This window comes from Flavobacterium sp. UBA7680 (genome assembly GCF_002482975.1).
Classification (GTDB): Bacteria; Bacteroidota; Bacteroidia; order Flavobacteriales; family Flavobacteriaceae; genus Flavobacterium.
The window spans coordinates 1-17,808 of the sequence record NZ_DLHA01000039.1 but is presented as its reverse complement, the minus strand read 5'-3'; the positions used below and the strand labels follow the sequence as shown (position 1 = coordinate 17,808).

Here is a 17,808-nt window from a genome sequence, read left to right as displayed (position 1 = left end):
AAAAAAACAAATCATGAAGTTAAAAATTTTAGCCATTATAATAATGAGTTGTTTGGTCTCGTGTACCAATTCTACAACAAAAAACGAAACTTCAACACCTGCCGATACTACAAAAACAGCAGTATTTAAACCAGCAGATTTTGAAGAACAACTTGTTTATAATCGAGCATTTGAAGCCGTGGTTTGGGGAATTCCCGCCGTTAATTCAGAATTGCTTCATGAAAGTCTTGTAAAAGTAAAAGGCGATTACAATCAGATCATTTATTGGTCGGGATTAATCAGTTCCAAAAACCAAACCTTAACCCCAAATCCAGACGTGATTTATGTAAACCCATTGTATGATACACGACAAGGGCCTGTTGTTTTAGAAATTCCTCCCGTTGAAGGTGTTTCATCATTAACAGGAACTTTAGATGATGGCTGGCAGACCGCAATAGAAGATATTGGCCCCGCAGGAGTCGACAAAGGAAAAGGCGGCAAATACCTCATTTTACCACCAAATTATAAAGACGCCGTTCCGTTAGGTTACATACCAATGCCATCTTCAACTTTTACCGGATATGCAATATTGCGTTCAAATCTTACAGACGGAAGTCCAAATGATATTAAAAGAGCAGTTGACTATGGCAAAAAAGTTAAGATATATCCTCTTTCTGAAGCTGATAATCCACCCGCAACAACATTTGTTGATTTATTAGAAGTTCCATTCAGTAATACAATTCCGTACAACTTTCATTTTTTTGAAATATTGAATCAGTTTATTCAAAGAGAACCTTGGATAACTCGCGATATAGCAATGATTGATCAGTTAAAAACTATTGGAATTGAAAAAGGAAAAACCTTTCAGGCCGATGCCAGAAGACAGGAAATTTTAAATGCCGCAATAAAAGATGCACATGCGTGGATTGATTCAGAATATCAAAACGCGTTTAAAATGCCTTTTTACAATGATACCAAATGGGCGTTACCAGTTTCGCAGGATTTTGTAAAATCAATAGCGAGTAATTATTCAATACCAAATCTTTATCCCGTACGCGAAAGAGCGATCGCCTATTCAATAGCCTATTTTAGTGCCAAACATTTAGGAACGGGACAATTCTATTTAATATCAATTAAAGATGATAAAGGACAAGAATTTGACGGCTCAAAATTGTATAAACTTCATTTGCCTGCAAAAGTTCCGGTAAAACTATATTGGTCTGTAACAGTTTACGATCGTGAAACCCACGCACTTATTTTAGGAATGAAATATGCAAGCCGTGCCTCAACATCGCCGGGACTTCAAAAAAACAGTGACGGTTCTGTAGACATTTACTTTGGTGCAAAAGCTCCGACAGGAAAAGAATCAAACTGGGTTCCAACAGATCCTAAAGGAAAATTTGAATTATTAGCCCGTTTCTATGGCCCGGAAAAAGGTTTTTTTGACAAAACATGGAAAATGGGAGATGTTGAAGAAGTGAAATAATTACTCCCTGATTTTAAACCAAAATGATTAATCATTATGAAAAATAGATGTTTTATAATTTTAGCAGTAATTACTCTGATATTAAATTTTGGATGTAAAAAAGAAACATCAGAAACCGCATCATCAACGCTGGTTTCAGCATCTGGAACTCAGATTAAGTTAGATGGCGAACTGCCTTCAAAAGAATCTATTCCGGCATTATTTGACGAAATGGATTTTCAACAAGCAACGCAATGTTACTTATGGGGATTGCCTATTGTGGCTTTCGCCGAATGGCAGCAGCAACATTACAAAACGTTTAAGGCATCAAGTAACGATCTTGTTTTATATAACTCTTATGATGATCGTTTAGGAATTCTTACCGCAAATGCTACAACACCTTATATCATGACGTTTATAGATTTAGCAGCAAATGGACCAACCGTTATCGAAATGCCGGCTGGACATACTGCGGGAGGATTGGCTGATTTTTGGCAGCGAGAACAAGCCGTAATTGGAGAAATGGGACCAGATAAAGGAAAAGGAGGTAAATACATCTTAGTTCCTCCAACAATTAAAGATTTTAAAGCCGATGGATATTTTATAGTTCCATGTAATACCGTAAATATGTTTTTCGGATTTAGAGCTTTAGATCCTGATCCTAAAATTACTGAAACGTTATTAAAACAAGTAAAAATTTATCCGTACGCACAAAGAGCAAATCCGGGACCAACAAAAGTAGTTAGCCCGCCGGCAGGTAAAAAATGGTTAGGAATTCAGCCGGCAGGAATTAAATATTGGGAACGACTTCATGCTATTTTACAAAATGAACCAGTGGAAGAAAGAGATCGTTTTTTTATGGCTTGGTTAAGAAATCTTGGAATAGAAAAAGGAAAAGCTTTTGCGCCGGATGAACGTCAGAAGAAAATTTTAATTGCCGCTGCCGAGAAAGGCCAGCAAATGGCAATGGCAAATTCCTTTAGTAAACGTTTTGCAGATATAAAACACTGGCCAGACAAAAAATGGGATTATGTACTGATTATGAAAGACCCATCGCAGCATGCGGAAAATTATGATGAATTTTTCGAAAGATCATCCTATTTCTATGAAGCCGTTACGTACTCAAAAGCCATGATAACTAAAATACCAAACGTGGGTCAGGCTTATTTAGGATCATATTATGATAATGAAGGAAACTGGTTAGACGGAGGGAAAAATTATACACTAAATATTCCGGCAAATCCACCAGCAGTTAATTTCTGGTCCATTACCATTTATGATTCGGCAACCCGATGTTTAATAGATAATCCGCAGAAAAACGCCGACTTATCTTCCCGTAAGGATTTAATAAAAAACACAGATGGTTCTGTCGATTTGTATTTTGGACCAAAAGCCCCAGCCGGAAAAGAAAAAAACTGGGTTCAGACTTTACCGGGAAAACATTGGTTTACTTATATGCGTTTTTACGGACCAACGACAGCTTATTTTGATAAAAGTTGGAAAATGGATGATATAAAAGAAGTAAAATAAGAATCATTTTATGGTCGAAAAAGCAGCAGATATAACAGAAATTTCATTTGATCCACTGGCATCAAAAGCAGAACGTTATGAGAAAGGCGCAGCGATCAGAAAAACGGTTCCATGCTCTGCACATCAGGAATATGCTCCATTTAAGAATCGGGAAGATCCTATTGAAATTTTGATAAAAACCAGCATTGGTAGAATAGAAAGTTTACTGCCCATTCGGTACAGAAGAATGATGGAATCGCCATTTGCATTTTTTCGCGGCGCAGCAGCAATTATGGCAGCAGATTTGGCACAAACGCCAAACACAGGCATTGATTTACAGCTTTGCGGCGATTGCCATTTAATGAATTTTGGAGGTTTTGCAACGCCGGAACGTAAATTGGTTTTTGATATAAATGATTTTGATGAAACTTTTCAAGGCCCTTGGGAATGGGACGTAAAACGTTTAGCAGCAAGTTTTGCCATTGCAGGAAGATGGTTGAAATTTTCTAATAAAAGCAATAAAGAATTTGCCTGGCATGTAGCAGACAGTTATAAAAGACATATGCTGGACTACAGCAAATTATCGGCACTTCAAATTTGGTATGCTGATATTGATTTGGCCGAACTTATTGAACTCGGAAAAGATGAAGAAATAAAAGAATTTCATCAAAAGCGAATAAAAAAAGCAGCCGAATATACGGCACATGAAAAGGAATTTGCAAAAATGACGTATCAGGACGGAGTTCGGGCGAGAATAAAAGATGAACCGCCTTTGATATTTCATTCGTTTGGAAAAGATGAAAAACAAATTTTAAAAGAAGCAGAATTAGTTCATAAACGATATATAGAATCATTGCCAGAAGACAAACAAGTTTTGTTAAGTAGATATTCCATGCATGACTTTGCCATAAAAGTGGTAGGCGTAGGAAGTGTAGGTACACTTTGCGGCATTAGTTTATTAATGTCTGCCACAGGCGAACCTATTTTTTTGCAGTTTAAAGAAGCAAGACAAAGCGTTTTAGAACAACACGTAAAAGCGAAAAGAAAATACGATCATGAAGGCGAGCGAATCGTTATGGGACAAAAGTTAATGCAGTCAGCCTCGGATATATTTTTAGGATGGACAAATGATGATAGAGGAAGATTTTTTTACATCCGTCAGCTTCGCGATGCAAAAGTAAAACCCGTTCTTGAAATAATGAAAGAAGAAAACTTGGCAGATTATGCCAAAGCCTGCGGATGGGCGCTTGCGAGAGCTCATGCGCGTTCTGGAGATCCATCAATATTATCCGGATATATTGGCGATGGTAATGAATTTGCCAATGCGGTTTCGAAGTTTTCGCTTTTATACGCAGATCAAAATGAATTAGATTACAACAAAATGATCAAAGCCATAAAAGAAGGAAAATTGCCTGTTTCTGCAGAAATATAATTTGCAGGATAAATAAAGCAATTACAAATAAGTAAGAATTTTTTTCTAAATGTTTATATCAATTAAATAAAATGATTATCTTTGAATGTTTCTTAAAAGCCTGTTGTTTAGTTCTTTGTGTTTAAATTACACGTTATCCCTCCCCTTAATCGTTCATTCAAGATTTTTCAGAATTAATAATTTCCAGTTAAGTAATTAATCATTAATTTAAATTCTACAAAATGAATATTAAAAGAACAAATCTTAGCATCATCCCAATGTTATTGTTAGTATTGGGTTTATTTTACAGCTGTTCCCCAACAGTTAATGTTACAACAGATTATGATCATGCTGCAAATTTTACTGAATATAAAACTTTTGCAGTTTACGATTTAAAAGCACAGCAAGGTCAGGTAAACGAATTAAATGCTGATCGTGTAACAAAAGCAATTCGTGCTGAAATGATTGCAAAAGGATTTACAGAAAGTTCAAATCCTGATTTAAAAGTAAACGCAGTCTCTATCTTAAAAAATAAAACTCAAGTTACTGCCGATTCTAATTTCTATGGTTATGGCGGAATGTATCGCCCATACGGATATTGGGGCGGCGGAGCCATGATGGGCGGCGGTACCACAACGTTTAACACTTATGATTATGTAGACGGTTCATTAGTAATTGATATCGTTTCTACAAAAACACAAAAACTGCTTTGGCAGGGAGTTGGAAATGCTCAAATTGACAGCAAACCAGACAATCCTGAAGAATTTATTAACGGCGCAGTTAAAAAAATATTAGCAGGATTCCCTCCTGGTGCCGTAAAAAAATAACATAAAACTACTGTTTTAATAGGCTGTACTTTCCATTTTAGTAAGTACAGCTTATAACCGCACATTTTATTTTCTTTGAAAATCCCCCTTCTCAAAGAAAAAGGACAAACTAATCAAAGCTTAAAACGTATGACCGATATAGTACTTTCGCTTTTCTTTTTTATAGCTACAATTGTAGGATTTGCGACTTCATTTATGGTTCTTTTTTCGAAGAAAAACTACTCTAAAAGTTTTTTCTTAGGACTGTTTTTGTTTAGCCTTGCCCTTGTAAGCGTCTATAATTTTTACTTATCGGCAAATGTTTTTAAAGAGTTTCCAGATCTCTTCATGATCACAAAATCGTTTATTTTTTTAGCAGCTCCGTGCGCATTTTTATACGTTCGAAATATTTTATTCCCAAACTCCTCTTATAAAAAATACGACTGGTTTCATTTCCTGCCCTTCCTCATTTATTTCTCCTTGACCATTGTGGTCTGGATTGGAAATTACACGAATATTTATTTGATAGACTATATTTCAGTAAAAACAAAAAATCCTTTTTCAATGTTAAGTCTCAGCGTTTGGTTGATGTATGCTTTTTGCCAAACCATGATGATTTTAAATTACGACATTAAAAAATTTAAAGAAAATCACCTGCAGCGAATCAAAATATTAGGCTGGATCAGAGTTTATAATCTGGTTATCTTGTTTTTATTTTCAACGCTTTTTGTGCATTTCTTTTTAATCAATAATGTCGATAATTTAGATTTATCCTGCTACATTCTTATTTCATCTGTTTTAATATTTACGGTTGGCTGGCTGTATTTTAAACCGCAGCTTTTTTATGATGCAAACGAAACCGAAACATTAGATTTTGTCAATGAAAATTTGAGAACCTACACCTCACAGGAAACCAAAAATTCACTGCCAATAGTAAAAGAGTTAACACTCGAAAAACGACAGCTGTATCTGGCCAAACTAGAAAGTATTTTCGATTCTAAAAAACTCTTTTTAAAGAAAGATTTGGTCATACGTGATATTTCAGAAGAAACCGGAATTACAGTAAACAATCTTTCCTGTTTAATAAATTCAGAATTCAACCTACACTTTCAGGACTATATAAATTTAAAACGAATCGAATATTTTAAAGAAAAAATAAACGATTCAGACTGGAAAGATCTTTCACTCGAAGGAATGGCCTGGGCATCTGGTTTTAAATCCAGAACAACCTGTTTTAGAGCTTTTATAAAACATACCGGAAAATCTCCTTCAGAATATTTTAGAGTAATCAGGATTAACCCAGAAAAAAGCAGTTCTTATTTTTTTAAGCAATCTACAAATTGAAATAATTTGTAAAGAAGGATTGTAAAGTCTCATTAATTTAAAGAAGAAACCATGAAAACGAAACCAAACCAAACACAAACCATAAAATCAGTATTCATCCTATTATTTCTGTTCGTTTGCTTTTTAGGAAATGCACAACTAAAAGGAGGTCATATTCTTGGAGCAATGGGATTACAATCCGGAACTCAGACTCCGGCAAATACTTTAAGCGTTTACGTGCCGGGTTATTTATATGATGCAGGTTCTCTGCGAAATGCAGACGGTGACGAATCGCTTGCAAATCCAGACATTACGATGTTTATAACAGGAGTTGGAGCTAATTATGTAAGCGATTTTAAAATTTTAGGAGCTAATTATGGAGCTACTATTTTGCTGGCTTTTGCTTCAAATACCATTCAGGGAAACTCACTTGATGCAACAAATTCTCTTGCTTTTACAGATATGTATGTACAGCCAATTCAGTTAGGCTGGCACAACAAAAGAGCCGATTTTGTTTTTAGTTATCAGCTTTATCTCCCAACCGGAAAATTCACCGCCGGAGCTTCAGACAATGCCGGTTTAGGAATGCTGATGAATGAATTTTCAGCCGGAACAACCGTATACTTTAATGATAAAAAAACATTTCATTTTTCGGCTTTAGCCTCTTATGAAATAAACGGAAAAAAGAAAGATACTGATATAAAAACCGGAGATATTTTAAGTGTTGAAGGCGGCTTGGGAAAAACCTTTTACACGCTCAATGCTGCGAAAACTGCTCCAAGCGGAATACTAAATGCAGGGGTAATTTATTACCTGCAATATAAACTTTCAAACGATAAAATTCCGGTAGGGAATTTAGTGCTTGAACCAGACAAAGACAAAATAGGAGGTGTTGGTGCTGAGGTAAATTATTTCCATATAGGCTGTAAAACTTCTGCGGGACTTCGCTGGGTTTCAGAATTTGGAGCTGAAAGTCGCTTTCAGGGAAATACTTTTTTCCTGACACTTGCGCACGTATTTAGTCTGGCAAAAGAGAAAAAAGAATAACCTTAAAATGATTGAAGTTGATGTTTTTTAAATGAATACGATAAATTTTAAATTGATTTAAATGAGAAATACATATTCAGATTCTTCCATAAAAAACAGAAAACTTTTTCTAAAACTGGTTTTCATTTTTGCTTTGTGTTTTTTTTCTCTTCAAAACATAACCGCACAAACGACACAAAAACCACATATAACCACAAAAGATTCTCTCGACGGAGCTTTTGATTTAAGCAATTATATTATTTACGCACACGGCTTTATTGTAGTTCCTACCGTTATTACAGAACCGGCTTTGGGCGGAATTGGAGGCGCAATCGTTCCCATTTTTCTTAAAAAACGCGCTCCGGTTGTAGACGAAAACGGTAAAAAACGTTTTATAAATCCAGACATAACCGGAGGAATTGGTATGTATACCGAAAATAAAAGCTGGATGGCAGGCGCATTTCGGTCTGGAACCTTAGTCAATTCCAGAATCTTATATCGTGTTATGGCCGGTTATGGCGATATGAATTTGTCTTTTTATGCCAATAATATTCCAAATGCAAAAGATCAGGAATTTAAACTCAATTTTAGGTCTACTATTTTTTATACACAATGGCTAAAACAATTTAGAAACGCAAAATGGAGTGCCGGGCCGCAATACCTCTTTTTAAACTCAAAAATAAACCTGCCTGATGTAGATCTTCCGCCGCCATTTGTACAGCCAAAAGATATCAAAAGTACGATAAGTCAGCTTGGAGCTGCGCTTCAGTTTGACGGACGTGACAATATATTTACACCAGATAAAGGAATTCGGCTACAGTCAGATTTCTTTTGGTCAGATGATGCAATTGGGAGCGATTACGATGCCTGGCGCGTCAATTTATCGGCAATAGGATTTTATCCCTTAACAAAAAAATTAATTGGCGGGCTTAGGGTAGAGGGAGAGCAGGCGTTTGGGAGTCCGCCTTTTTATCTATTGCCCGGAATCAATTTACGCGGAATTCCCGCCGCCCGATATCAGGGAAAAACCAGCATTGTTACCGAAGCCGAATTGCGATGGGATTTATATCGTAGATGGAGCCTTATGGGTTACGGAGGTCTTGCAAGTGCTTTTAACGATTGGGATAAAGCTTTCGCAAAACCGGTTGTCTATAGTTACGGAACCGGTTTCAGATATTTATTAGCCCGAAAATTCAAACTCCGCATGGGTGTCGACGTTGCAAAAGGCCCCGAAGATTGGGCGTATTATATTGTTTTTGGAAGCAATTGGCTTAGATAAAATTCAATTAAAAATTAAAAATTCCCGATAATATTTATCGGGAATTCAAATATAATTTGTGGAAATTCGTGCAATTCGTGGCAAAAAACAATCTATTTTTTCCAATACGGCTTAATGATTTTACCCTGTTTGTGGTTTAAAACCAATAGAATAATAGTTGCAGCGGCACAGAATATAATAGCCTGAATCGATCCTTCGGGACCAAATTCTCCTCCGGTAATAAATTCAGGACCTTGTATTTTGGCTTCTAATAAACTGCTTGTTTTTTCGTTTCCGGAAGTTATGGCTCCAAAAATTCCCGACTGTGTAAAATTCCATGCAAAATGCAAAGCGATCGGCATCCATAAATTACGGCTGTAAATATAAACGGCTCCAAACAGAAATCCTGCAGTTGTAATACAGATTGCAGAAATTAAAGTGCCGTGAGGATTTGCTAAATGAAAAACTCCAAATAAAACAGAAGAGATCGTAAGAGAAATATAACTTCCCAGTTTTTCTTCTACAATTCTAAATATAATCCCGCGCACCAATATTTCTTCGATAATGGCAACGGTAAACATTATCGTAAACGGAATCAGGATAAACGAAACAGGATTGATTTTTACAACACTGTAACTTCCGTTAAGGTAAATTACTAAAATGGTTAAGGATTGTAAAATAAAGCCAATCAGAGCTCCAATACTAATATTTTTTAAAAGTCCTTTCGTAGAAAATTCTGTAATAGCTCTTTTTTCATATTTTTTAAAGAAAAGAATATAACTGAAAATACACGAAAAGGAAACAAAAAGCCCTTTTAAAAGATTTCTATAATCTTTGTCAAGAGATGTCAAAGCCAATAATTTTACGGCAATTTGCTGGCCAATAATAACAACAGCCATAAAAGTAAGCAGTGCAAGAAAGATTTTGACAACAGGGAAATTAAATATTTTTTGTTTTCTGGTAAGAGTTTCCATTTGATTTGTTTTATTGATTTATGATGAGACAAAAGTATTGCGCATCAAAAACAAAAAATAGAATGAAATTTGCCTCTTTATAATTTTTGAAATTGTTTTGGCAAAAATCCCGTTTGGCTTTTAAACGTTCTAATAAAATGGCTTTGATCAGCAAAACCGCATTCGAGGGCAATTTCGGTTAGATTACTTTCGTGCGATTGTATCAGCGAAAGCGAACGGTTTATTTTAATTCGGCGCATGTATTCGCCTAAAGTACAGCCAAAATACTTCGGAAAATGTTTCGAAATCGTAATGGGATTTAAATTTAAAACCGTTGCCAAATCTTGTAGATTCGGGTTTTCATTCCAGCAGTCATTCAGTAATTCCTGTAAACTCTTCACCCAAAACGGACTTTTTTCAAAACGCTCCAAATGATTTTGAGCATTCAAAATCTGCGAAAAAAGCATCGTAATTGTATCGGCAGAAAAAATATCAGAAGTAAGCGTTTCTTTAAAAATCTTTAAAATTAGAAACTTAGTAAATGCCGAATTTTGAACCGATTTTTCGATCACAGCTTCAGACATTTGAAGTTCTTTCAGCAGGTTTTCTTCAATTTCAATATTAATATTTCGGGATGGAAAAAGCGTATTTTGATTCAAATGCAGTTCGTCGCTGTGGTAAAACAATAATGAACCTGGACCAACAGTTTCGCTGAAATTTTTTCGTTTTTCGGTAGTTCCGCCTTTTAGGAAAAGCGTTATATGCGCATTATTATGCGAATGCCAGCCTTCGTAAACCTTGTTTTGATACTCGGTTTCGACAACCGCAATTCCCTGCTGGGTATTGAAGCTTTTTTTAGTATTGCCTAAGTATTTCTCTTTTTCGAGTTCGTACATTTTGGGGTTTATAGCGTGGCATTTCAACAGCCAAATTACTATTTATTTGCATATAAAATCAAAAAACATTTGATTGTAAACAGATTATGTTTTTATATAGTTTGTAAGGTTTTGAGGATTAATAAAAACATTGTATAAACATTAACTGTTAAATAATAGTTTATTTACCGAATATTTAATTTTTTTGTAACAAAAATATAATACAGGCTACTAATAAGTAACTATTTAAATCTTTTGATTATGTATAAAAATACGATGAAATCAGTTTTCGCGGCATCTGCTTTTTTAGTTGGTGTAAGCGGCTGTTTTGCGCAGGACATTTTGGTAAATTCCTTAAAGCTAAATGCGAGTGATAAAAGTAAAGAAGCTTTTAAATTCACTGAAGTAGTTAACTTAGGAACAACGTCGATTAAAAACCAGGGTTCATCAGGAACTTGCTGGAGTTATGCATCAAACTCATTTTTAGAGTCAGAAATGATTCGTTTAGGGAAACAGCCTGTTGAGCTTTCTCAGGTTTTTTCTGCAAGAAATGTGTATGTTGACAAAGGAGTAAATTATGTTCGTATGCACGGCGCGATCACTTTAGGTGACGGAGGTTCGCTGCACGACGTAATTAATATGTACAAAAAATACGGAACCGTACCAAGAGAAGTTTACACAGGTTTGAACTACGGAACAGATAAAAATAAATTTGCCGAAATGTCTGCACTTATCGAAGGTGTTTTGGCTGCGGTGGTTAAAAATCCAAACGGAGAGTTAACGCCAAACTGGCAAAAAGCCTATGCTGCTGTTATCGATTCTTATTTAGGAAAAGTGCCGGATAACTTCAATTACAAAGGAAAAAACTATACGCCGCAGTCTTTTGCTAAAGAAGTGGTAGGAATTAATCCTGACGAATATGTAGAAATGTCTTCGTTTACAACTTCTCCATATTACCAAAAAACAGTTCTTGCCGTGCCAGACAACTGGTCTTTAGATCAGGTTTACAACGTAAAAGTAAATGACATGACAGATGTTATCGACAATGCATTGAAAAAAGGATATACTGTTGCTTGGGCGACAGACGTAAGCGAGAAAAGCTTTAGCTGGAAAAACGGTGTGGCATATGTTCCAACAAAGAAATTTGACGACATGACGGCTGAAGAAAAAGCAGATATGTTTAACGGACCAAAAGCAGAACCGGAAATTACTCCAGAAATGCGTCAGGCTGCGTTTGACAGTTACGGTACAACAGACGACCACGGAATGCACATTATTGGCCTTGCAAAAGATCAAACCGGAAAAGAATATTATATCGTAAAAAATTCTTGGGGAGAAACAAACGATTACAAAGGTTTCTTGTTCGTAACCAAAAATTTCGTAAAATATAAAACAACTGCCTTAATGGTAAACAAAGGCGGAATTCCTGCTGAAATTGCTAAGAAGTTAGGGGTTTAAGAGTTTAAGGTTTTTATAAAAATAGAAAAGCGCTGTGATCTTTGGATTGCGGCGCTTTTTTTACAACTCTTTTTATTGTTCTATTATTTTTTATCTTTTGGAGGAGGGGGTGGTGGAGTTTGATAGGTTGGTAATGTGTTACTTTTTAGTTCTCCTCTCTGAGATTGTGTGTTGTCAGATGATTGTCCTCCATTTTGCTGAGAACCATTTGATGAATTTCCTTTGTCGTTACTCATGATTTATAGTATTAAATGCTTTTTTAAAAAAATTATCACATTCTATTTCTGATAATTTTGCTAATTTTTTATTAGGAGATTTATGAATCTCATTTACTAATCTATTTATTTCTCTTTCAGTTTGCTTTAAAACCTGAAATTGTTCTAACATATCTACTTCAGACAATCGATCATTTTCATAATCAAACCATATTTTTTCTAATCTAAGATAAAAATCATAATAAAAATCAGCAATCTTATCAAGTTTTTCAATCTGTTTATCAGATGGTATTAAATGAGGTTGAATCAATTTAGTTAACGAAATAATGGCAATTATAATGCATGAAACAATAGGTAAATCATTCCAAAATTTCCATCCCATTATTCCTGCTGTTGAGAATATGGTAATTATTAAATTAAAGAGATTTAAGATGCTTCTTTGTCTACCTATTAAATTACAAACATATATTGCACTATATTTAGCTTGGGCTAATTCGTACCATAATCTTAGCCTCATATTGCTCGATTTTCGTTTTCAATTATAGTTATCTTTTTTTGTCTGATTGCGATACAATTGACCCTGCAAGGCTTTTCGTATTCTCATTGTATTTATTGCTTCCTAAAACTTTAGATGCAATACTTTCCATTTCAGAGCCAGTTTGGTTCCCTTTATTAACTTGAGACAGAGCTGAACCAGCTAAAGTCTTTTGGATGGCTGATGAATTTGGATTTCTTAAAACGTCTGATGCTAATGAAGCAATTGATTTTGATGTTTGCTTATTGTTCATGATTTTCTGTTTTTAGTTGTTAAAGTATTATTTTCATTTTAGTTCTTTCCTTTTCAATTAATGTTGAATATACATCTTCAAAAATCTTTTTAGAAAGACCAAATTCGTTTAAAAATTCTTTTTCGCTCCCTATATCTTCTTGACATACTTGGAACATTTTTTTTAATAAGATTGGCTTATTAATACTAACATCGTGAGGTTCACTTTTTCTATAAGGAGCAAAATGTGTTACCCATCTCCTGTATTGATCTTGGGTTAAAGTGGTCTCTTTTGCTTTGTATAATAAAGCCCCAACTGATATTTTCCAATATGCTTTTAGTTCAAATAATTTTTCACTTGTTAATCTTGTGAATTCACCTCTTAATGCGTTTTTAGGAGCCAGAAATTCGGAAGCAAATTTATTAGCTTCTTTTTCCATATCTCTTTCATTTGAGATGAAAAAATCATTGTGATTATGCATTATCAAATGCCCCAATTCATGAGAAATTGTGAAGATTTTTCTTGCATTTTGAATTTTGTCATTAATTAAAATAACTGGTACACCTTTGACATAGAAGCTTACTCCATCAAAATTTTTATTTTGTGCAGAAATGAAATCATAATCAAAAAAATAAACGATAACTCCGTTTTTCTCTAGAATTTTGACTAAATCTTCGATTGGTTTTCGTCCTAATTCGAAATAGTCTCGAACTTCATTTGCAAGATATTCTGCATCGAGCCGAAAGTCTTCTAAGTTCATTTGCGGAATCTTATTTTCAGGAATTTCTACATATTCAAGTAATTGTTCTATTTTATTTGAAATTATTAATAATCTTGCTTCAAATAAATCTGTGTACTTTTTTGCTACAGTTGCACTCGCACGATAATGTACTTTTAAATTTGGAGTACTCATAACTTGTGAAAAAAAGTTTTCACTAAATTCATCCTTTAATTTTTCTATAATATCGTCTGTTAAAGGTTTTAAACTTTTTTCTAAATTACTAATTAGTGCTTGTGAGACGTTTAATTTTTCAGCAAATTCTTTTTGGTTCATTCCAAAATAATTCCTAGCTAATTTTAAGGTATCATTTTTAAGTATACTTGCCATAGGTATTTGTTTTAAGTTAATATAACTTTGAAATGGGGATTTCGATTATCAACTAGCTACCAGTTTGTTGGTTGCCTTTTCTTTTTTTTGATACAACTTTTATTTCGTCAGTTGTATCATTGGTATTAATATTAAATAAATTTGGTCTGAATGTTTCAACCAAACTAACCTCATAAGCTACAATACCTTCATTATAATGTACTAATCTTATGTCGACAAGATTTCCCGTTTTGTCTAAGATGTAACCTATATAATAAATTGGTAAGGCTTTGTTTATTCCCATTTCAGAAAGATTTTGGAGCATATTTGTTGAGTAATGTATTGCATTACCGTTCATCATGTCCTTGAATCTTTTAGAATAGAATCCGCTTATCTTGCTTTTATTATCCATTTTTTTAAAACAGATTAAAGCTTTTCCATCTAACACGTAATAATCAACCCCGTGTGACTTTAGTCGATTGATTTTTTTTGTTAAGAAGTTATCAAGAACTAAATTATTATTAAATAATTTCTTGATGTTAGAGTTCAACCAGACAGCTTTTGCTGATCTGTATTCAAATTGACCAGGGTCATTATTGAATATCTTGACGGAATTTTTTACTCCGTCATTTACCATATTGTATGCAGTTTGAATAAATTTAACATACAAATCATTGCCTACGCCTTGCGCATCTAATGAATATTTACTACTTTTGTACGACATTATTAAAATAATATTTGAAATCACCCATTTCAAAGAACTATACAAAAAGCATCCTTTCCCGTTGGATGCTTTTTTTATTTAAGCAAATTTAAAAATAAAATTCTATCTGCGCAAATTCATTAATTTTTATCACATATTTATTATTAACATATTACAAAACTTGTTAACAATCGGTATTGAGTTATAATTATTGGGCTGATTAGTTGTGTTTTTTTAGCCAAAGCATTGTAAAAACAAAAAAAGACCATCATTTTCATGATAGTCTTCTGATATTTATGTAGATTCGAATTTTTTACAAAACGATTACTTCCCTTTCAACAATTTCTCCAAATACTCAACCTTATCTTTTTCAGCCTGAACCAAACGTTCGAAAAGTTCAACCATTTTATCAAGTGGATTGAAAGTACAACTATAATTAAATGAAGAAGCATTATCATGATTATTAATAGTATTTCCAATAATATTTAAAACCGCTTCTTCAGAGAAATTTTTAATTCCTTCAACAGTCACGCCTAATATTTCGGCAATTGCCTGAAGTTTTTCATCATCAATTGTTTCGCTGTTTTCAATAGCAGAAACTGTCTGCTGGCTCGTGCCTAAAGCCTGCGCCAAAGCTTCCTGCTTCATATCGCGAAGTTCACGAATACGGCTTATTTTTCGCCCTATATGATTTGGTTTTGTTAGTGTGCTCATAATTCAAAGATATTTAAAATTCCTGAAAAAAGTATTTCTGCTGTAAAATACAAGTTGTTTTTGTGTGATACAAATTGCTGTGATTTCAGGAGAAAACAAAAATACAATTTTTCGCACAACGAATAATTAAAAACTAAAATTATAAAAACAATCAGCGTTGGGCAAAAAGCAAAACGCACACTTAATCGTTTTTATAAGCACTTCACGGTCAAAGTAATGCATAAACGTCACGAAATCAGTAGCTTTATATAGTGTTTTACGGAGTATCAACTTAAATTTAATTACTTATGAAAACATATTTACTACATTTTGCGGCTTTTGCCAGTTTGTTTTCCATAAGTGGTTTTGCTCAGCAAACCAATTATATGGTAGCTAACGCAGATTCTCGAAGAGCGCCTTTTAAATTTGACAGCAAACCAACAGATGATCGTGTTATAGAATCGTATTTGGTTGTAGAAGTAATCAATATGCCTTTCGGAAGAAGAACTACTAAATACGAAGTTTCAAAACTGGATATGGTTTATACAAATGATCTCGGCCCAAATAATACCAGAACGGTAACTCCAATTTATAAAAAACCAAAAGTAAGAACAGCAAGTACAATTTTAGCTTCAAAATCAATGGCCGATGCAAAGTCTGAAGCCATTAAACCAGTCGATGTTGAGGTTACTGCTCCGGCTTATAGCGAGAAGTTTGTAAAAGTAGACATTTTGGACACTTACGCCAATGTTTTAGACAAAGGCTACAAATCTATAGACATGCTTAAAAAAGTCGCTGACAAGTTCTATTTTGAAAGTAATTTTGATGATGCCGTTAAATATTACAATGAGTTATTTACGCTCGAAGCAAATTTAGACACCATTTATTATTTTAGATACGCGCAGTGCTTAAAAGCAACAAACGAAAAAGAAAAGGGCGAAGAAATGATGAAATTGTTTGAAAGCAAAAATTTGAATCAATAGAGACGAAGTAATAAAACTCAGTTTTGTCATTTCGACGGAGGAGAAATCTCCGCGAGAAGCTCCATACAGTATGTCGCCAATCTTTGCAGAGTTACTTGCGGAGATTTCTCCTCCGTCGAAATGACAAACTTTGAGTAGAAATTGTTTGAAAGCAAAAACCTAAACCAATAAGACCTAAAGCATAAAATAGGGCAAGGAATTAAACCACAAAAACTTAATAGGTTTTATAAACATAGCCCACGATTTCAACCGCGGAGATGCAATTTTTGGGTAATACATTTTTTATAATTTGTATCGCGTTTCCCGTGGTTGAAACCAGGGGCTATGTTTGAAATATGATTGAATCGGCGAAAGAAATATTTATTCCTTTTTAAGGTATAATCTTGATTATGTTTGGAATCAAGTTATTTAAATAATCAGGTAATTTATTTAAAGAAGAAATCCTTCCAGATTCGATAGATAAAATATGCGAAGGATGATTTAAATGTTTTGAAGAATCGTATAAATCTACGTAATCAAAATAATCAAAAAAGGTATTCAGGTTATTATATCCATCATAATAACGCTTTTCGATTTCGTTTTCCGGAACATAATGTCCACCATTTTCTACACGAATTGCGACCCTTTTTTTAGCTTCTTGAATTGAATCAAGACACAGAAATATTAACTGCAAATCATATCCGTTACTTTTAAATATCTCAGGCCAATGAAGCGGAGTAGAATTAAAATTAGTTTCGTAACAAAAACTAGATTTATTTTTAATCGCTTTTTTAATTTGGCTTTCTAATTCATTAAAAGCCATTTGATGAGCCATCGCTTCCTTTATATCTGAATCAATTAAGGAATTGTAAAACTTTAAAAATTGAAAATCGTAATCAAAAGGGGTGAAATTGTCAGGAGAAAGTGGTTTTGAAAAAGTTGATTTTCCAGATCCATTGCATCCTGCTATAACAAGTAAAATGGGTTTAGACATTTTTGAATTGCGGAGCTATAGGTGGTTTTCTTTGGTTTTTGCCTAAAGCAACGTTTCTTTCATAAACGGCTACTTGCTGTTTAACAATAGGCATAACTTTTTCCATTTGCTTTAAAGCAAACTTTACTCTTTCAGCTGTATTAGAAATGTCTTTCATAGTTTTACAAATTTACAAAAAATATAGATAGCATATAAAAAGTTGTATAAACAAAAAAAATACCACTTACGATTTGTAAGTGGTATTTAATAAGCTCCCCCTCTTGGGCTCGAACCAATGACCCTCTGATTAACAGTCAGATGCTCTAACCAACTGAGCTAAGGAGG

At 34.1% G+C, this 17,808-nt stretch carries 19 protein-coding genes and 1 tRNA gene; 9 read left to right on the top strand and 11 right to left on the bottom strand.

Annotated features, from left to right (window positions below; translation table 11 throughout):
* Nucleotides 1–13: 13 nt before the first annotated feature.
* From B3C18_RS17595 to B3C18_RS17565, 7 genes are all read left to right on the top strand, one after another.
* Nucleotides 14–1,465, top strand: a complete 1,452-nt coding sequence (locus B3C18_RS17595) for a DUF1254 domain-containing protein (protein ID WP_291149519.1) — start codon at nt 14–16, stop codon at nt 1,463–1,465.
* Between the two features lie 36 nt (nt 1,466–1,501).
* Nucleotides 1,502–2,974, top strand: coding sequence for a DUF1254 domain-containing protein (locus tag B3C18_RS17590; protein WP_291149516.1), 1,473 nt, complete (start codon nt 1,502–1,504; stop codon nt 2,972–2,974).
* 10 nt (nt 2,975–2,984) lie between these two features.
* Entirely contained in the window at nt 2,985–4,385 is a 1,401-nt protein-coding gene (locus B3C18_RS17585) for a DUF2252 domain-containing protein (RefSeq protein WP_291149513.1), read from the top strand.
* 221 nt (nt 4,386–4,606) lie between these two features.
* Nucleotides 4,607–5,191, top strand: a complete 585-nt coding sequence (locus tag B3C18_RS17580) for a DUF4136 domain-containing protein (RefSeq protein WP_291149510.1) — start codon at nt 4,607–4,609, stop codon at nt 5,189–5,191.
* 129 nt (nt 5,192–5,320) lie between these two features.
* Nucleotides 5,321–6,514 (top strand): helix-turn-helix domain-containing protein, encoded by a 1,194-nt coding sequence (locus B3C18_RS17575; protein WP_291149507.1) that lies wholly within the window; start codon nt 5,321–5,323, stop codon nt 6,512–6,514.
* A gap of 51 nt (nt 6,515–6,565) precedes the next feature.
* Entirely contained in the window at nt 6,566–7,540 is a 975-nt protein-coding gene (locus B3C18_RS17570) for a SphA family protein (protein WP_291149504.1), read from the top strand.
* A 61-nt stretch (nt 7,541–7,601) separates the two neighbouring features.
* Nucleotides 7,602–8,798, top strand: a complete 1,197-nt coding sequence (locus tag B3C18_RS17565) for a BamA/TamA family outer membrane protein (protein WP_291149501.1) — start codon at nt 7,602–7,604, stop codon at nt 8,796–8,798.
* A 92-nt stretch (nt 8,799–8,890) separates the two neighbouring features.
* Here B3C18_RS17565 and B3C18_RS17560 read toward each other — a convergent pair whose 3' ends face one another.
* Nucleotides 8,891–9,751, bottom strand: coding sequence for a CPBP family intramembrane glutamic endopeptidase (locus B3C18_RS17560; protein ID WP_291149498.1), 861 nt, complete (start codon nt 9,749–9,751; stop codon nt 8,891–8,893).
* 77 nt (nt 9,752–9,828) lie between these two features.
* Nucleotides 9,829–10,626, bottom strand: a complete 798-nt coding sequence (locus B3C18_RS17555) for an AraC family transcriptional regulator (protein WP_291149496.1) — start codon at nt 10,624–10,626, stop codon at nt 9,829–9,831.
* 240 nt (nt 10,627–10,866) lie between these two features.
* On the opposite strand from B3C18_RS17555, the gene B3C18_RS17550 reads away from it, so the two are divergent.
* Complete coding sequence (locus tag B3C18_RS17550; protein WP_414655354.1) at nt 10,867–12,063, top strand: aminopeptidase C; 1,197 nt, start codon at nt 10,867–10,869, stop codon at nt 12,061–12,063.
* Nucleotides 12,064–12,146: 83 nt separating this feature from the next.
* On the opposite strand, the gene B3C18_RS17545 is transcribed toward B3C18_RS17550, so the two are convergent.
* The 6 genes from B3C18_RS17545 to B3C18_RS17520 form a co-directional block, all read right to left on the bottom strand.
* A complete protein-coding gene (locus tag B3C18_RS17545; protein WP_291149490.1) occupies nt 12,147–12,299 on the bottom strand; it encodes a hypothetical protein in 153 nt (50 codons plus the stop codon).
* The gene (locus tag B3C18_RS17540; protein WP_291149487.1) at nt 12,292–12,795 is read right to left on the bottom strand and encodes a hypothetical protein; all 504 of its coding nucleotides are present in this window, start codon (nt 12,793–12,795) and stop codon (nt 12,292–12,294) included. Before B3C18_RS17540 ends, B3C18_RS17545 begins: the two co-directional genes overlap by 8 nt.
* A gap of 28 nt (nt 12,796–12,823) precedes the next feature.
* Nucleotides 12,824–13,066, bottom strand: a complete 243-nt coding sequence (locus B3C18_RS17535) for a hypothetical protein (RefSeq protein WP_291149484.1) — start codon at nt 13,064–13,066, stop codon at nt 12,824–12,826.
* Nucleotides 13,067–13,085: 19 nt separating this feature from the next.
* A complete protein-coding gene (locus B3C18_RS17530; RefSeq protein WP_291149481.1) occupies nt 13,086–14,153 on the bottom strand; it encodes a helix-turn-helix domain-containing protein in 1,068 nt (355 codons plus the stop codon).
* Between the two features lie 52 nt (nt 14,154–14,205).
* Nucleotides 14,206–14,856: a hypothetical protein gene (locus B3C18_RS17525; protein ID WP_291149478.1), complete on the bottom strand. Its 651-nt coding sequence runs from the start codon at nt 14,854–14,856 to the stop codon at nt 14,206–14,208.
* A 303-nt stretch (nt 14,857–15,159) separates the two neighbouring features.
* Complete coding sequence (locus B3C18_RS17520) at nt 15,160–15,549, bottom strand: helix-turn-helix domain-containing protein (protein WP_291149476.1); 390 nt, start codon at nt 15,547–15,549, stop codon at nt 15,160–15,162.
* Between the two features lie 287 nt (nt 15,550–15,836).
* Between B3C18_RS17520 and B3C18_RS17515 the strand changes: the two genes are divergently transcribed.
* Nucleotides 15,837–16,511, top strand: a complete 675-nt coding sequence (locus B3C18_RS17515; protein WP_291149473.1) for a hypothetical protein — start codon at nt 15,837–15,839, stop codon at nt 16,509–16,511.
* A 370-nt stretch (nt 16,512–16,881) separates the two neighbouring features.
* Here the strand turns inward: B3C18_RS17515 and B3C18_RS17510 are convergent, their stop codons facing one another.
* From B3C18_RS17510 to B3C18_RS17500, 3 genes are all read right to left on the bottom strand, one after another.
* On the bottom strand, nt 16,882–17,484 hold the full coding sequence (locus B3C18_RS17510) for a zeta toxin family protein (protein ID WP_291149470.1): 603 nt from the start codon (nt 17,482–17,484) through the stop codon (nt 16,882–16,884).
* The gene (locus tag B3C18_RS17505) at nt 17,477–17,641 is read right to left on the bottom strand and encodes a hypothetical protein (RefSeq protein ID WP_291149467.1); all 165 of its coding nucleotides are present in this window, start codon (nt 17,639–17,641) and stop codon (nt 17,477–17,479) included. Before B3C18_RS17505 ends, B3C18_RS17510 begins: the two co-directional genes overlap by 8 nt.
* Before the next feature lie 94 nt (nt 17,642–17,735).
* Nucleotides 17,736–17,806, bottom strand: a tRNA-Asn gene (locus tag B3C18_RS17500).
* Between the last annotated feature and the right edge of the window lie 2 nt (nt 17,807–17,808).

What these genes read in the sequence shown, in the direction of transcription:
- B3C18_RS17575 (WP_291149507.1), top strand. Translation starts at nt 5,321, where the DNA reads ATGACCGATATAGTACTTTCGCTTTTCTTTTTTATAGCTACAATTGTA.
- B3C18_RS17545 (WP_291149490.1), bottom strand. Translation starts at nt 12,299, where the DNA reads ATGAGTAACGACAAAGGAAATTCATCAAATGGTTCTCAGCAAAATGGA.
- B3C18_RS17505 (WP_291149467.1), bottom strand. Translation starts at nt 17,641, where the DNA reads ATGAAAGACATTTCTAATACAGCTGAAAGAGTAAAGTTTGCTTTAAAG.
- B3C18_RS17540 (WP_291149487.1), bottom strand. Translation starts at nt 12,795, where the DNA reads ATGAGGCTAAGATTATGGTACGAATTAGCCCAAGCTAAATATAGTGCA.
- B3C18_RS17520 (WP_291149476.1), bottom strand. Translation starts at nt 15,549, where the DNA reads ATGAGCACACTAACAAAACCAAATCATATAGGGCGAAAAATAAGCCGT.
- B3C18_RS17560 (WP_291149498.1), bottom strand. Translation starts at nt 9,751, where the DNA reads ATGGAAACTCTTACCAGAAAACAAAAAATATTTAATTTCCCTGTTGTC.
- B3C18_RS17530 (WP_291149481.1), bottom strand. Translation starts at nt 14,153, where the DNA reads ATGGCAAGTATACTTAAAAATGATACCTTAAAATTAGCTAGGAATTAT.
- B3C18_RS17585 (WP_291149513.1), top strand. Translation starts at nt 2,985, where the DNA reads ATGGTCGAAAAAGCAGCAGATATAACAGAAATTTCATTTGATCCACTG.
- B3C18_RS17595 (WP_291149519.1), top strand. Translation starts at nt 14, where the DNA reads ATGAAGTTAAAAATTTTAGCCATTATAATAATGAGTTGTTTGGTCTCG.
- B3C18_RS17510 (WP_291149470.1), bottom strand. Translation starts at nt 17,484, where the DNA reads ATGTCTAAACCCATTTTACTTGTTATAGCAGGATGCAATGGATCTGGA.
- B3C18_RS17580 (WP_291149510.1), top strand. Translation starts at nt 4,607, where the DNA reads ATGAATATTAAAAGAACAAATCTTAGCATCATCCCAATGTTATTGTTA.
- B3C18_RS17555 (WP_291149496.1), bottom strand. Translation starts at nt 10,626, where the DNA reads ATGTACGAACTCGAAAAAGAGAAATACTTAGGCAATACTAAAAAAAGC.
- B3C18_RS17565 (WP_291149501.1), top strand. Translation starts at nt 7,602, where the DNA reads ATGAGAAATACATATTCAGATTCTTCCATAAAAAACAGAAAACTTTTT.
- B3C18_RS17515 (WP_291149473.1), top strand. Translation starts at nt 15,837, where the DNA reads ATGAAAACATATTTACTACATTTTGCGGCTTTTGCCAGTTTGTTTTCC.
- B3C18_RS17590 (WP_291149516.1), top strand. Translation starts at nt 1,502, where the DNA reads ATGAAAAATAGATGTTTTATAATTTTAGCAGTAATTACTCTGATATTA.
- B3C18_RS17535 (WP_291149484.1), bottom strand. Translation starts at nt 13,066, where the DNA reads ATGAACAATAAGCAAACATCAAAATCAATTGCTTCATTAGCATCAGAC.
- B3C18_RS17570 (WP_291149504.1), top strand. Translation starts at nt 6,566, where the DNA reads ATGAAAACGAAACCAAACCAAACACAAACCATAAAATCAGTATTCATC.
- B3C18_RS17525 (WP_291149478.1), bottom strand. Translation starts at nt 14,856, where the DNA reads ATGTCGTACAAAAGTAGTAAATATTCATTAGATGCGCAAGGCGTAGGC.
- B3C18_RS17550 (WP_414655354.1), top strand. Translation starts at nt 10,867, where the DNA reads ATGTATAAAAATACGATGAAATCAGTTTTCGCGGCATCTGCTTTTTTA.